General features: G+C 62.0%; 12 protein-coding genes. 10 read left to right on the top strand and 2 right to left on the bottom strand.

The genetic code is table 11. The annotated features are described in order from the left end of the window. Positions 1–42: 42 nt before the first annotated feature. Entirely contained in the window at positions 43–1,602 is a 1,560-nt protein-coding gene (locus QM467_RS16445; protein WP_283367429.1) for an FMN-binding glutamate synthase family protein, read from the bottom strand. Between the two features lie 234 nt (positions 1,603–1,836). On the opposite strand from QM467_RS16445, the gene QM467_RS16450 reads away from it, so the two are divergent. From QM467_RS16450 to QM467_RS16475, 6 genes are all read left to right on the top strand, one after another. Continuing rightward, positions 1,837–2,826: a LysR family transcriptional regulator gene (locus QM467_RS16450; protein ID WP_283367430.1), complete on the top strand. Its 990-nt coding sequence runs from the start codon at positions 1,837–1,839 to the stop codon at positions 2,824–2,826. 66 nt (positions 2,827–2,892) lie between these two features. Next, on the top strand, positions 2,893–3,240 hold the full coding sequence (locus tag QM467_RS16455) for a hypothetical protein (RefSeq protein ID WP_283367431.1): 348 nt from the start codon (positions 2,893–2,895) through the stop codon (positions 3,238–3,240). 567 nt (positions 3,241–3,807) lie between these two features. Then, positions 3,808–5,265, top strand: coding sequence for an ethanolamine permease (gene eat / locus QM467_RS16460; RefSeq protein ID WP_283367432.1), 1,458 nt, complete (start codon positions 3,808–3,810; stop codon positions 5,263–5,265). Positions 5,266–5,290: 25 nt separating this feature from the next. Beyond that, positions 5,291–6,679, top strand: coding sequence for an ethanolamine ammonia-lyase subunit EutB (locus QM467_RS16465; protein WP_283367433.1), 1,389 nt, complete (start codon positions 5,291–5,293; stop codon positions 6,677–6,679). An 11-nt stretch (positions 6,680–6,690) separates the two neighbouring features. Continuing rightward, complete coding sequence (gene eutC, locus QM467_RS16470) at positions 6,691–7,497, top strand: ethanolamine ammonia-lyase subunit EutC (protein WP_283367434.1); 807 nt, start codon at positions 6,691–6,693, stop codon at positions 7,495–7,497. 52 nt (positions 7,498–7,549) lie between these two features. After that, positions 7,550–8,563, top strand: a complete 1,014-nt coding sequence (locus tag QM467_RS16475; protein WP_283367435.1) for a helix-turn-helix domain-containing protein — start codon at positions 7,550–7,552, stop codon at positions 8,561–8,563. 82 nt (positions 8,564–8,645) lie between these two features. Here the strand turns inward: QM467_RS16475 and phhA are convergent, their stop codons facing one another. Continuing rightward, positions 8,646–9,566 carry a phenylalanine 4-monooxygenase gene (gene phhA / locus QM467_RS16480; RefSeq protein WP_283367436.1) on the bottom strand — a complete coding sequence of 307 codons (921 nt, stop codon included), beginning with the start codon at positions 9,564–9,566 and terminating at the stop codon, positions 8,646–8,648. Between the two features lie 110 nt (positions 9,567–9,676). Here phhA and QM467_RS16485 point away from each other — a divergent pair, with 110 nt between their 5' ends. From QM467_RS16485 to QM467_RS16500, 4 genes are all read left to right on the top strand, one after another. Further along, on the top strand, positions 9,677–10,468 hold the full coding sequence (locus QM467_RS16485) for a crotonase/enoyl-CoA hydratase family protein (RefSeq protein ID WP_283367437.1): 792 nt from the start codon (positions 9,677–9,679) through the stop codon (positions 10,466–10,468). A 126-nt stretch (positions 10,469–10,594) separates the two neighbouring features. Next, positions 10,595–11,767 carry an isovaleryl-CoA dehydrogenase gene (locus tag QM467_RS16490; RefSeq protein WP_283367438.1) on the top strand — a complete coding sequence of 391 codons (1,173 nt, stop codon included), beginning with the start codon at positions 10,595–10,597 and terminating at the stop codon, positions 11,765–11,767. 8 nt (positions 11,768–11,775) lie between these two features. Next, positions 11,776–13,383: a carboxyl transferase domain-containing protein gene (locus QM467_RS16495; RefSeq protein ID WP_446737792.1), complete on the top strand. Its 1,608-nt coding sequence runs from the start codon at positions 11,776–11,778 to the stop codon at positions 13,381–13,383. 10 nt (positions 13,384–13,393) lie between these two features. Further along, positions 13,394–14,179, top strand: a complete 786-nt coding sequence (locus QM467_RS16500; protein WP_283367439.1) for an enoyl-CoA hydratase-related protein — start codon at positions 13,394–13,396, stop codon at positions 14,177–14,179. Positions 14,180–14,183: the final 4 nt, after the last annotated feature.

A 14,183-nucleotide genomic window follows, 5' to 3' on the forward strand; every position in this document is an offset into this window, starting at 1 on the left:
ACCGTGTTCCTGAGGCGCAAACCGCGCGTGACCCGGGGCGCTTCACTGCGGAGGGGTCGTTAGCAAAGTTGCGTTGTCGGCGCTCAACGTCTTTTCCGCCCCCAAACTCGCGTTGCGGGCTGCGAGCGCGTTCGAATCCGCGGGATCGTCTGTCGAATAGAGTTCGCTTAGCGGACGCGAAACGCCGTCAGGTCCGACGATACGCACATGGAAGCGCTTGAGCCGCCGCGGATGCGGCACGCCGCAACTGTGGGCGATCACCTCCACGTCATGCCGCATGTTGCGGCAATAATTCGCCACGCGGACCGCCTTGTCAGCGGGATCGAGTCCTTTCTGCAATCTCTTGTCATGCGTTGTTATGCCGGTCGGACAAGTGATCTTGTTGCATTTAAGGGATTGGATGCAGCCGAGCGCGAACATGAAGCCGCGCGCCGAGTTGACGAAAGTCGCGCCTGCGCAGAGCGCCCACGTGACCTCGGCGGGCGTCGTGAGCTTGCCCGAGGCGATAATCGGGATGCGTTCGGCCAAACCATGTTTCTTGATGATGTCGCGCACCAGCGGCAGCGATTCCCGAATGGATCGCCCGACATTGTCCATCAGCGCCAAAGGCGCGGCGCCGGTTCCCCCGTCGCCGGAATCCAGCGTGAAGAAATCCGGCCCGACGCCGCGCTTATGAATACGGACCATCAGGTCGTCGAGCCAGCCATAAGCCCCCACGACGGCCTTGACGCCCACCGGCTTGAGGGTGATCGTCTTGATCCGCTCGATGAAGTCGAGCAGCTGCTCGTTATTGTTGATTTCAGGGTGGCGATTGGGACTGATCGAATCCTGGCCGACAGGAATTCCTCTGATCGCCGCGATTTCCTGCGTGACCTTGACGCCGGGGAGAATGCCGCCCTTGCCGGGCTTGGCGCCTTGCGAAAGCTTGATCTCGAACATTTTGACCTGCGGAATCGCCGCAAGTTCGCGCAATTTATCCTCGTTCAAACTGCCATCGTCGTTACGCACGCCATATTTGGCCGTGCCGATCTGGAAGACAATGTCCGCCCCTCCCGCGAGATGATGAGGAGAAAGGCCGCCCTCGCCGGTGTCGAGCCAGCAGCCCGCCATTTTGGCGCCCTTGGACAGGGCGAGCACCGCCGGGGCGGACAAGGCGCCAAAACTCATCGCGGAAATATTGAAAAACGATTGAGCCTCATAAGGGTTTGGAGAATCCGGCCCGATGACGAAATGCGGCGTGGGTTCGATGTCCTTTTCGAGCGTCGGATAGGGGCAGTTCACAAAAATCGCAGTGCCTGGCTCCTTAATATATTTGGTTGAGCCGAAGGCTACGGTGGAGTTGTTGTTCTTGGAGGCTCTTTCGATCCAACCGCGTTCGGCGCGGTTGAAGGGAAGCTCCTCGCGGTCCATCGCAAAAAAATATTGCCGGAAAAATTCGCCCAGAGCGCTGAGGACATATCGCATGTGCCCGATGAGCGGATAGTTCCGCACGATGGCGTCGCGGCTTTGCATCCGGTCGAGCCAAAATACGCCCAAGGCGATCAGCACACAGCAGAAAAAGGCGAACACAAACACGGCCGACAGGAAATCGAGCGTTCTCATCACCGATGACGCAATGAATGTCGTGAGCGGACGACCCTTTCGACATTCGAGCCGGGGACGATCATTTGTTCGGTTCGCGGCAATTGTTGGAACGCCGCCCCGCCGGCATACGCAATCGGAACCCGGTTTCGTTCATCCCTGTTCGCCCGCAAGACGGAGGATGTTACAAATGATGGTGGGAATACGTATTCGGGTCGACCGAATGACAGAGCGTTTGAGGAGCGGCCTATGGAAATGCACCAGATCCGTTATTTCCTCGCGGTTGCGGACGAGCTTAACTTCACGCGTGCGGCGGACAAGTGCCATGTGGCGCAACCGTCACTGACGCGCGCCGTAAAACTACTGGAGGAAGAATTGGGCGGCGCTCTTTTCCACCGCGAGCGCGCCAACACGCATTTGACGGAACTTGGCCGATCCGTGCGACCGCATCTCCAGGACGCGCTGGTCCAATCGGACGCCGCCAAGCATATCGCTCATAATTTCAAGACCCTGAAGAAATTGAACCTCAAGCTCGGCGTCATGTGCACGATCGCGCCGGCGGAGCTGGTCGGTCTGATCGGCGCCGTCCAGACCCGCCATCCTGGCGTCGAGGTGGAGATGGTCGACGCGAGCGCGCGCGAATTGAACGACAAGCTCCTGGACGGCGAAATCGATGTCGCGATTTACTGCCTGCCCACTGACGAAGTTTCGGACAAGCTTCTGCTGCGGCCGCTGTTTTGCGAACGGATGATGATCGTCCTGCATCCCGCGCACAGGCTCGCAATGCGAAACGCCATTCGTGTCGCCGATTTGGACGGAGAGCGTTACGTCAATCGCGCGAGATGCGAGTTCAGAGGCTATGTCGGCGCGTTCTTCAAGGAACAGGGCGTCAATTGCGAGGTCGTGTTCCGTAGCGAACGCGACGACTGGGTCTTGGCCATGATCGCATCCGGCCAGGGATTTGGCTTCATGCCCGAGAACTGCGTCTCAAACGCCAGCGTGGTGACCCGTCCGCTGATCGATCCGGAAATATGGCGCGAGGTCAACCTCGTGACCGTACGAGGCCGCCCGCACTCGCCCGCAGTAGCGGCGCTCGTCAAGGAGGCGACGCGGATCGGCTGGAAAGGCGATCCGACGCTGCCGGCGAACGCGCCGCCGGACTCGGCGGTGGTGATTGGGCGCGCCGCGCCGATGTCGGCGCCGCGTCCGGACCGTGGACTGGAAACGGCATCCAAGCCAAGTTGAAGCGCATCATCGCTTCGCCGACGAGGGCCCCACGGCGTCAATCCAGTTCGCCGCAGAAACCCTCGCATGCGCCGCGCGTCAGCGGACGGGGCAAAATCCAAAAACCCGTTGCCCGTCGCAATCATTGGAAACGCCGCCAGCCTGATAAAGGCCCTGAAAGCTGGTCGCGGGCATATGACTCACGATCCTGGCGCCGGCGCGGTGGTGACGATGAACGGTGTCGGCGTTGGCTCCGTTCGAAGCAAGCCCGGCGACGGCAAGCGTGACGATGGCGAACAATGTTTTCATGTTCCGATCTTTCTATGGTTCCGCAGTGGGACAATTCCCTTCTGCACGAGCGATTTGGCCATAGGGATCGACGAAATTGAAATATCCGCTGACGATAGGTTCGATAGCCGGCGGCTATCCTTCTGAAGCCGGCCGTTCGCTCGATAGCACGCTGCAAAACCAAATCATGGCGGAATGAAGCGCTTTGGCGCGACTTTCGCGTCGGGGCGAATTGGCCATTGCCGAAATCGGGGATTCGAGAGGCGATGGAAATCTCCGCACCCTCCAAAATCACAAAAAGCACTGCAATTTCTGTGTCTTATAATTGTTTTGCCTGCTGCCAATATCGGATAGCAGTGTCGTAATTGCATATCTACTCTGCGCTCTTGGCATTGCTTCCTTGCCGTCATCGGACTCCGCGCGTCAGAACTCGTTGGCGAAAGCCAGTTCCAGCGCGGGGTGGCGAGGACTCTACCTCTCGCCTTCGCTGTAGTGCGGCGAGGCCGACGTTAAACGCGAAATGGAGTCCGTCCGCCCACGGACGCCAACCGAACATTCCTCGTTCGGTGTCTGAAGCCATCCACCCCTCACCCTCCCAAGAGGCGGTGGATGGCTCTTTCAAGGCAACCCCTCGTGCGCGTCGACCAAGGCGCGAAAATAAACGGCGCAGCCGAAAAAACGAAAGAAATCGAAGCTCAGGAAGGAATAAAGCCTATGTCAACGTTTGAACCAGGACACCACCACGGGGTCGTCACCCATCACGAATTGAAACAATCGCTCAGCACGCTCCAGCTCTGGGGCATCGCCGTCGGCCTCGTCATTTCTGGCGAATATTTCGGCTGGAGCTATGGCTGGGCCTCGGCGGGCACGCTGGGCTTCCTCATCACCTCCGTGTTCATCGCCTTGATGTACACGACCTTTATCTTCAGCTTCACCGAACTCACAACTTCGATCCCTCACGCGGGCGGCCCCTTCGCCTATGCCCGCCACGCCTTCGGCGATTTCGGCGGCTTTGTCGCCGGCATCGCGACCCTGATCGAATTCGTCTTCGCGCCGCCAGCCATCGCTCTGGCCATCGGCGCCTATCTCAATGTCCAATATCCCACGCTCGATCCCAAGCTCGCGGCGGCGGGGGCCTATCTCGTCTTCATGACGATGAACATTGTCGGCGTGCAGATCGCGGCGACCTTCGAGCTTTTCGTGACCATTCTGGCCATTATCGAATTGCTCGTGTTCATGGGCGTGGTGGCGCCGGGCTTCTCGATCGCCAATTTCGTCAAGGGCGGCTGGTCGGGCCAGGATGCGTTTTCTTCGGCTGCGCTTCCCGGCATCTTTGCCGCGATCCCCTTCGCAATCTGGTTCTTCCTCGCCATTGAAGGCGTCGCCATGGCGGCGGAAGAGGCGAAAGATCCGAGGCGCTCGATCCCGATCGCCTATATCGCCGGCATTCTGACACTTGTCGTTCTCGCCATTGGCGTGATGCTGTTCGCCGGCGCCGCGGGCGACTGGACCCAGCTCGCCAACATCAACGATCCGTTGCCGAAGGCGATGAAATTCATCGTCGGCGACAACAGCAACTGGTTGCACATGCTGGTCTGGATCGGTCTGTTCGGCCTGATTGCCTCGTTCCACGGCATCATCATGGGCTATTCGCGCCAGATCTTCGCCTTGGCCCGCGCCGGCTACATGCCGCCGTTCCTGGCGAAGGTGCACCCGCGTTTCAAGACCCCGCACCGCGCGATCATCGCGGGCGGCCTGGTCGGCCTCGCGGCGATCTTCAGCGACGAGATCGGCAGCTTCGGCGGCCAGTCTCTGACCGCCAATATCGTCACCATGTCGGTTCTGGGCGCCATCGTGATGTATATCGTCAGCATGCTGGCGCTGTTCACGCTGCGCAAGCGCGAGCCGAACATGGAGCGGCCCTACAAGACGCCGTTCTATCCGATCTTCCCGGCCATCGCGCTCGGCTGCGCGCTGATCTCGCTCGTCGCCATGGTCTATTACAACCTTCTGGTGACTGGCGTCTTCCTCGTCATGGTCGCGATCGCCTATATCTACTTCCTGACGACGCGCCGTCGTCGCGAACAGGCGCCGCTCGACACGATGATCGAGTCGCCGGAAGAACTGGCTGTGGACGTGAACGCGGGCGCGGCTCTGTCCGCAACGAAGTAAGCGTCGAACGGGAGCAGGATCGAGCATGGAATTCACCCATTCCGTTCGAGGGAAAAGCTATCGCTTCGGCGATCTCAGGGCCCTCCTCGCCAAGGCCTCCCCGGCGCGTTCCGGCGATTATCTCGCCGGAATCGCCGCCGCGGACGACACCGAGCGCGCCGCGGCCCAGATGGCGCTGGCCGATCTGCCCCTGAAGGTGTTCCTTCAGGAGCAGGTCGTCCCCTACGAAGACGATGAGGTCACGCGCCTCATCGTCGACGATCATGACGCGAAAGCCTTCGCGGCGGTGAGCCATCTCACCGTCGGCGATTTCCGCAACTGGCTGCTGTCCGATGAGGCCGACGAGGCGGCGCTGACGGCCTTGGCGCCGGGCTTGACGCCCGAAATGGCGGCGGCGGTCTCGAAAATCATGCGCGTGCAGGATCTCGTCCTGGTCAGCCGCAAATGCCGGGTCGTGACGAAATTCCGCAACACCATCGGCCTGGCGGGGCGCATGTCGACCCGGCTCCAGCCCAATCATCCGACCGATGATCCGGTCGGGATCGCGGCGAGCATGATCGATGGGCTGATGTTCGGCAATGGCGATGCGGTCATCGGCATCAATCCGGCCTCAGACAGTATTCCAGCGGTGATCGCTTTGGTGAACATGCTCGACGAGGCGATCTCGCGTTACGAGATCCCGACCCAGTCCTGCGTGCTGACCCATGTCACCACCAGCGTCGAGGCGATCAATCGCGGCGCGCCGGTCGATCTGGTGTTCCAGTCCATCGCCGGGACCGAGGCCGCCAACAAAAGCTTCGGCGTTAGCCTCGACATTCTCCGGGAGGGCTACGAGGCCGGCCTGTCGCTCCAGCGCGGAACCATCGGCGACAATGTCATGTATTTCGAGACCGGGCAGGGTTCGGCGTTGTCGGCCTATGCGCATCACGGCGTCGACCAGCAGACCTGCGAGGCGCGCGCCTATGCGGTCGCGCGCAAATTCAAGCCGCTGCTGGTCAATACGGTCGTCGGCTTTATCGGCCCGGAATATCTTTATAACGGCAAGCAGATCATTCGCGCCGGGCTGGAGGATCATTTTTGCGGCAAGGTGCTCGGCGTGCCGATGGGCTGCGACGTCTGCTACACCAATCACGCCGAGGCCGATCAGGACGATATGGACGTGTTGCTGACCATGCTCGCCGTCGCCGGCTTGAATTTCGTCATGGGCATTCCGGGCTCAGACGACATCATGCTGAACTACCAGACCACCTCGTTCCACGACGCGCTTTACGCGCGCAAAATTCTCGGCCTGAGGCCGGCGCCGGAATTCGAGGATTGGCTGCTGCGCACCGGCATTTTCCAGCCGGGACCGCAATTGCGGCTTGGCGACGCTTTGCCGAAGCCGATCCAGCACGCTTTGGCGCAACTGGCCTGAGGGAGACGATCATGAAGGATTCCCCTGTCATCCCGAGCGCCTGGCGGCAATTGCGCCAGCATACGCAGGCGCGCATCGGGCTCGGCCGCGCCGGCACCAGCCTGCCGACCTCGGCCCATCTGGATTTCCAGTTCGACCACGCCCGCGCCCGCGACGCTGTCCATCGCGCCCTCCGCGCCGACGCCTTGGCCGAGGGGATCAAATCCCTCGGCCTCGATCCGATCGCGGTCCACAGCGCGGCTCCCGACCGCGCCGCCTATCTCCAGCGCCCCGACCTCGGACGCCGTCTCGACGGCGCCTCACGTCAGGCGCTGGAGCCTTTCGCCTCGCCGGGCGAGGGGCGGCCGGACGTCGCGCTCGTGATCGTCGACGGCCTCTCGGCCTTCGCCGTCGAGCAGAATGCGGTTCCCTTTCTCGACCTGCTCCTGCCGCGCCTCGACAGCGCCGGCCTGACATTGGCGCGCACGACCATCGCCATGCAGGGCCGCGTGGCGCTCGGCGACGAGATCGGCGAGTTGCTCGGGGCGTCGCTCGTGGTCGTGCTGATCGGCGAGAGACCCGGCCTCAGTTCGCCCGACAGCCTGGGGGTCTATATGACCTTTGAGCCGCGCATTGGCCGCACCGACGCCGACCGAAACTGCATATCGAACATTCGGCCGCAAGGCCTCAGCTATGACGTGGCGGCCAGCAAATTGTTCTATTTGATCCAGGAGTCCAGACGGCGGCGCATCAGCGGCGTTTCGCTCAAGGACGAAACCGGCAATGACGGCGCCGTCATCACAGCCGCCGCCTCTCCGGAGAGGCTCGATCACAAGTGAAACGCGCGGGATTGTGGCGCATTGTCGCAGAGCTGAAATCAGCTAGTATATGATGATGTCTTCGATCTTGGGATCTTCCTGCGCCGGAACTGCCGAGCCAAGACTCGGCCGTTTGTTCACGGGCGTTAGCGACGACGTCGAGCAACAGGCGACGCTTTTGCGCGGCTGGAATCAGACTTATTCCCAAATGTCGGCGGGCAAATTCTCCGGGACTGTGACCGAGATCGGTTTGGGTGAAAGTCGAATCTTCAGTGAGTATACGGGCCAAACCTTGCTGCAGAGCGGCGAACTCCCGTCCAGTCTGATTGCAATTGGGCTCCCGCTCCGGATGCAAGGGCCGGCCGTATTCTGTGGAATGCCGGACCATCCCGACGCGCTACACGTTTTTTCCGGTCGTAATGGTTTCGAATTCTTCTCTCCAACGGAAATGGTGATGGCGGGGCTGGTGGTTTCGCGCGACGCGCTTTCGGAGCTGCTGCCAGGAGAGAATGACGATCACCGGATGGAAAAGTTCGAGGCTGCTCATCTTTCGCGGGTGGAGCCGACCGCTGCGCATGTGATGCGCGAATATATCAAGGGCGTCATCGACATCTTGGAAGCGTCGCCGCATTTGCTCCTCAATGGACCGATTATGGCGACACTTTACAATGGCCTTGTTTCGAACGTCGCGGCGCTGATCGAGGCGAGTATAGACGCCGAAATGGCGGTCCATTCGATGGAGCCAAATCGCCGTTGGTCGATCGTCTCCAAAGCGCGTGAAGCCATTACCAGCCGCCCGGAGCAGCCGACCAGCATGGCGGAGTTATGTCAGATTCTTGGGGTCAGCCGCAGAACGCTGCAATATTGCTTCCAGGATGTGTTGAACGTAAATCCCGCGACATTTCTGCGCGCAGTGCGGCTTAACGGCGTCCGTCGGATGCTGCGGACGGCGTCGTCCGTCACTGAAGCCGCCACTTTTTGGGGCTTCTGGCGCTTTGGCCACTTCGCGCAGGATTATGCCGCGTTGTTCGGCGAACTGCCGTCGCAAACCCACCGCCGATACCACTCTCGACCCAGAAACGCATGACATAGATCCGGCATTCGCCGGTTGGCGTTTTAGCCGAGGACGCGAATGCGCCGGTCGTCGGCGGCGACCGTCTGCTGAAGTTTCATCCGGCGGCGTTTAGAGCGTCGGACGCCGGCGCTTTGCCCTTGGCCCGGAAGTAACGGAAATCGCCTTTGGTTATGATCCGGTCGTCCTCGATGAGCGCGTGCGCGGCGATATCCGGAGCGGCGTGGAGACGGTCGTAAAGGGTTCCGAAATCCTGGTAGCAGTCCTGGAGCAGTTTTTCGAAGCTGTCGATCACGAAATAGGTCTGCTGGAAATCGTCGATCATATATTTCGTCCGCATCACCCGTTCGAGGTCGAAACCGATCCGATTCGGCGAAGAATCCTCAAGAGAAAAAATCGTCTCGGCGGGCGAGGACAGGATGCCTGCGCCGAAAATGCGCAGTCCTTCCGGCGAGGCGATCAGGCCGAATTCGACCGTGTACCAGTAAAGCCGGGCAAGGTTGTGCAATTGCCCGCGCTCCAACGCCCGGCGGCCGCCCTTGCCATAGGCTTCGAGAAATTGCGCATAGACCGGGTTGGCGAGCAGGGGCGCGTGGCCGAACATGTCGTGGAATACATCCGGCTCCTCGAGATAGTCCAGTTCGGCTTCGGGCCTGATGAAGGCGCCTGCGGGGAAGCGACGATTGGCGAGATGGTCGAAAAAAGCGTCATCCGGAATCAGGCCGGCGACCGGCGCGACCCGCCAACCGGTCAAGGCTGACAGTCTATCGGACAAATCCGCGAAATCGGGAATGCCGGCGGCGGACAGGCCGAGCATGGCCTTGGCTTCGAGAAAAGCCTCGCAGGCGCGACCCGGCAACAGCTTCGCCTGGCGCTCGAACAGCCGTCGCCAGCGGTCATGCTCTTGCGCCGAATAGGACGGCCAGTTCTGATCGATGGTCCAGTCCTTGTTGCGCCAAGCGCTGGCGTAGCGATTGCGCGGGTTCCCGGGCTCCGCCTCGCGGCTTGCTCTCCGCATCCGGCCCTCCCTCGGACGTCTTCCAAATTTGTTCTATGATCGCCGTCTGTTTTCATATGGCGGCGGGCTTCTCTCCGGAAAAGAGCCGGGCTCCCAACGGACGGCGGATCATGGCGGACTTTTTGAGAGTCGAGCGGAACGGGCCGGTCGTCACCCTGACCATGGACGAAAAGGAGACGCGCAACGCCCTCACAGGCAACAGCGCGGTGGACGAATTCGTCGCGGCGGCGGCGCGCATCGCGGCGGACGTGAGCGTCCGGGCGGTCGTCATCACCGGCGCCGGGCCGGCCTTCAGTTCGGGCGGCAATGTCAAGGACATGCGCCGCTATTCGGAAGAGGCGATCCCGCCCGAACAGATCCGCGAGGAATACAGGCGCGGCATCCAGCGCCTGCCATTGGCGATCTACCAACTCGACGTTCCGACCATCGCCGCGGTCAATGGCCCCGCGATCGGCGCCGGCTGCGATCTGGCCTGCATGTGCGACATTCGCCTCGCCTCGACCGCGGCGAAATTCGCCGAAAGTTTTGTCAAGGTCGGCATTATCCCCGGCGATGGCGGGGCGTGGCTGCTGCCGCGCGTGGTCGGCGCCTCCAAGGCGGCCGAGATGGCCTTCACCGGGGAGGTCATCGACGCCGAACAGGCGCTCGGCTGCGGCCTCGTCAGTGCGGTCACGCCGCCGGAAGAGCTTTTGCCGGCGGTTCACGCCTTGGCGCAAAAAATCGCCGCCAATCCCGGTCCCGCTCTGCGCATGACGAAAAAGCTGCTGCGCGAGGGCCAGCGCCTGTCGCTGGAAAGCCTGCTCGAGCTTTCCGCCTCGTTTCAGGCCCTGGCGCACAAGACGCCGGAGCACGAGGAGGCGGTGCGGGCCTTTATCGAGAAACGCAAGCCTCGATTTGAGTGAGGCGATCCCGCGTTTGGCCAATAGGGAGCGCCCGGAGGCCGCGTTTGACGCCGCCTCCGTCCCGCGTCAATATTTCACAAAAGCGCCGGGGCTTGCGCCCCGCAAAAATTCGGCCGGGGGAGACGATTGATCGTTCCGTGCCTCGATTTCGATCTCGGCGAGGACATCGCCTTGCTGCGCGATAGCGTGCGCGCTTTCGCCGCGACTGAAATCGCGCCTCGCGCTGCCGAAATCGACCGCGACAATATCTTTCCCGCCGATCTCTGGAAAAAATTCGGCGCGCTTGGCCTGCTGGGCCTGACCGTTGGTCAGGAGGACGGCGGCGCCGGCATGGGCTATCTCGCCCATATTGTCGCCATGGAGGAGATTTCGCGCGCCTCGGCCGCCGTCGCCTTGTCCTATGGCGCCCATTCCAACCTCTGCGTCAACCAGATCCGTCGCAACGGCTCGTCCCAACAAAAGGCGAAATATCTGCCCGGACTAATCTCGGGCGAAAAGGTCGGCGCGCTGGCCATGTCGGAGTCCGAGGCGGGTTCTGACGTCATGTCGATGCGCCTGCGCGCAGAGAAGAAGGGCGCAAGCTATAGTCTCAACGGCGCCAAGATGTGGATCACCAATGGCGGCGACGCCGACATTCTGGTGGTCTATGCCAAGACCGATCCATCGGCCGGAGCCAGCGGAATCACCGCTTTCCTGGTCGAAAAGACTTTTGCGGGTTTTTCGCATGGGCCGCATCTCGACAAGCTCGGCATGCGCGGCTCCAACACCGTTCCGCTTTTTTTCGACAACTGCGAAATCCCCGAAGACAATGTGCTGGGCGGCGTCGGCCATGGCGCGAAAGTGCTGATGTCCGGCCTCGATTACGAGCGCGCGGTTTTATGCGGCGGTCCGCTTGGCATCATGGCCGCCTGCATGGATCTCATCCTGCCTTACCTCCACCAGCGTCGGCAGTTCGGGAAGAAAATCGGCGATTTCCAGCTGATGCAGGGCAAGATCGCCGACATGTACACGACCTGGGCCGCGACCCGCGCCTATGTCTATGCCGTCGGCGCGGCTTGCGACCGCACAAGCCATTCGCGTTCTCTGCGCAAGGATGCGGCGGGCGCTATTCTCTACGCCGCCGAAAAGGCGACCTGGATGGCCGGCGAATGCATCCAGTGCCTTGGCGGAATCGGCTACACCAATGAGATCGCCGCGGGTCGGCTGTGGCGCGACGCCAAGCTCTATGAGATCGGCGCCGGCACGTCGGAAATCCGCCGCATGCTGATCGGGCGCGAACTCATGTCCGAAACCGCCTGAGGCCGCCAATGGCTGTGCTGAAAACATCGGTCGATCTCAGGTCCGAGGATTTTCTCGGCAGAAGCGCGGCCATGCGCAAGCTGACGGCCGAATTGCGCGAAATCGCGGAAAAAGCGCGCCAGGGCGGCGGCGCCGCGGCGCAAGACCGCCATCGCTCGCGCGGAAAAATGCTGGCGCGCGAACGCATTTCCGCGCTTCTCGATCCCGGCTCGCCCTTTCTCGAGATCGCCCAGCTCGCCGCCCTCGGCCTTTATGGCGACGCCGCGCCATCCGCCGGATTGGTCGCCGGCATCGGTCGCGTCGAGGGCGTCGAGTGCATGGTCGTCGCCAATGACGCGACCGTGAAGGGCGGGACCTATTATCCGCTGACGGTCAAGAAGCACCTGCGCGCGCAAGAGATCGCCGAGCATAATTTTCTGCCTTGCATCTATCTTGTCGATTCCGGCGGCGCCTTCCTGCCGATGCAGGACGAGGTTTTTCCAGACCGCGATCATTTTGGCCGCATCTTTTATAATCAGGCCAATATGTCGGCGAAAGGCATTCCCCAGATCGCGGTGGTGATGGGCTCATGCACGGCTGGCGGCGCCTATGTCCCCGCTATGTCGGATCAGACCATTATCGTGCGCAATCAGGGCACGATTTTCCTCGGCGGCCCGCCGCTGGTCAAGGCGGCGACCGGCGAGGCCGTCACGGCCGAGGAACTGGGCGGCGCCGAGGTCCATGCCAAATTGTCTGGGGTCGCGGATTATCTCGCCGAAAATGACGCCCATGCGCTCGCTTTGGCGCGGGGGATCGTCGCCCGTCTCAATCGCCGCAAGACTATCGGCCTCTTGCTTGGCGCCGGCGAGGCGCCGCTCTACGATCCGGAAGAAATCTACGGGATCGTCGAGACCGATCCGCGCAAGTCTTACGATGTGCGCGAGGTTATCGCCCGCATTGTCGACGGCTCCCGCTTCGACGAATTCAAGGCGCTTTTTGGCGCGACGCTGGTGACCGGCTTCGCCGCGCTTTACGGCTACCCGGTCGGGCTGATCGCCAATAACGGCATCCTGTTCGCGGAATCGGCGCAAAAAGGCGCGCATTTCATCGAGCTTTGCGCGCAGCGCAATATTCCATTGATTTTCATGCAGAACATCTCCGGCTTCATGGTCGGCCGCAAAGTCGAGAATTCCGGCATCGTCCGCGACGGCGCTAAATTGGTCACCGCCGTCGCGACAGCACAGGTTCCCAAGCTTACCATGCTGATCGGCGGCTCCTTCGGCGCGGGAAATTACGCTATGTGCGGCCGCGCTTTTGCGCCGCGCTTCCTTTGGACCTGGCCGAACAGCCGCATATCGGTGATGGGCGGCGAACAGGCGGCGAGCGTGCTCGCCAGAGTGCGCCGCGACGCGCTGGAGGCCAAGGGCGAAAGCTGGAGCGCGGAGGACGAGGACCAATTTCGTGCGCCCATTCGCCAGCAATATGAGACGCAGGGCGGCGCTTTTTACGCCTCCGCGCGGTTGTGGGATGACGGCGTGATCGATCCGGCCGAAAGCCGTCGCGTACTGGGCCTGTCGCTATCTGCGGCGCTCAACGCTCCGGCGGCGCCGACGAAATTCGGCTTGTTCCGCATGTGAGGAGGCCAGGATGGCTTTTGCGAATGTGGAGATCGAGCGCGCCGGCGGGATCGTCACTTTGTGGATGAACCGGCCAGAGCGGCGCAACGCATTCAACGCCGAATTGATCGCCGAATTGACCGAGGCCCTGGGTGAAGCGGAGGCAGACCATCAATCCCGCGTCGTGGTTCTGGCCGGGCGCGGCGCCAGTTTCTGCGCCGGCGCCGATCTCGGCTGGATGAAGGCTTATGCGGAAGCCGAACCTGAAAAAAATCTCGACGACGCGCGTCGTCTCGCCGCTCTTTTGCGCAGGCTTGCCGAACTCCACAAGCCGGCCATCGCCCGCGTTCATGGCGCGGCGATCGGCGGCGGCATGGGCCTCGCCGCCGCCTGCGACATTTGCGTCGCCTCGACCGACGCCTTTTTTGCGACGTCCGAGGTCCGGATCGGCCTGATCCCTGCGGTCATCGGCCCCTATGTGCTGCGCGCCATCGGCGTGCGACAGGCGTCCCGCTATCTGCTGACCGGCGAACGCATCGACACGGCGGCGGCGCAAAAACTCGGACTGGTCCATGAAATTGCGGCGGCGGAAGCGATCGATGCGAAGATCGGCGAGATCGCGGCGGCCTTGTCGCAAGGCGGCCCGGAGGCTCTGGCTTCCGCCAAGCTTTTGTTGCGCGAAATCGCCCATCGTCCGCTGGACGATGCCTTGAGCGAAGACACGGCGCGCCGCATCGCCACAATCCGCGCCGGCGCGGAAGCAGGCGAGGGGATCTCCGCTTTTCTCGAAAGGAGGCCTCCGGGGTGGCGCGCGTGAATCC

The organism is Rhodoblastus sp. 17X3, from assembly GCF_030056575.1.
In the GTDB taxonomy this organism is placed as follows: domain Bacteria; phylum Pseudomonadota; class Alphaproteobacteria; order Rhizobiales; family Beijerinckiaceae; genus Rhodoblastus.

Bases quoted from the DNA above. Each gene is read 5' to 3' on its own strand.
- QM467_RS16445 (WP_283367429.1), bottom strand. From the start codon at position 1,602: ATGAGAACGCTCGATTTCCTGTCGGCCGTGTTTGTGTTCGCCTTTTTC.
- QM467_RS16450 (WP_283367430.1), top strand. From the start codon at position 1,837: ATGCACCAGATCCGTTATTTCCTCGCGGTTGCGGACGAGCTTAACTTC.
- QM467_RS16455 (WP_283367431.1), top strand. From the start codon at position 2,893: ATGCGCCGCGCGTCAGCGGACGGGGCAAAATCCAAAAACCCGTTGCCC.
- eat (WP_283367432.1), top strand. From the start codon at position 3,808: ATGTCAACGTTTGAACCAGGACACCACCACGGGGTCGTCACCCATCAC.
- QM467_RS16465 (WP_283367433.1), top strand. From the start codon at position 5,291: ATGGAATTCACCCATTCCGTTCGAGGGAAAAGCTATCGCTTCGGCGAT.
- eutC (WP_283367434.1), top strand. From the start codon at position 6,691: ATGAAGGATTCCCCTGTCATCCCGAGCGCCTGGCGGCAATTGCGCCAG.
- QM467_RS16475 (WP_283367435.1), top strand. From the start codon at position 7,550: ATGATGTCTTCGATCTTGGGATCTTCCTGCGCCGGAACTGCCGAGCCA.
- phhA (WP_283367436.1), bottom strand. From the start codon at position 9,566: ATGCGGAGAGCAAGCCGCGAGGCGGAGCCCGGGAACCCGCGCAATCGC.
- QM467_RS16485 (WP_283367437.1), top strand. From the start codon at position 9,677: ATGGCGGACTTTTTGAGAGTCGAGCGGAACGGGCCGGTCGTCACCCTG.
- QM467_RS16495 (WP_446737792.1), top strand. From the start codon at position 11,776: ATGGCTGTGCTGAAAACATCGGTCGATCTCAGGTCCGAGGATTTTCTC.
- QM467_RS16500 (WP_283367439.1), top strand. From the start codon at position 13,394: ATGGCTTTTGCGAATGTGGAGATCGAGCGCGCCGGCGGGATCGTCACT.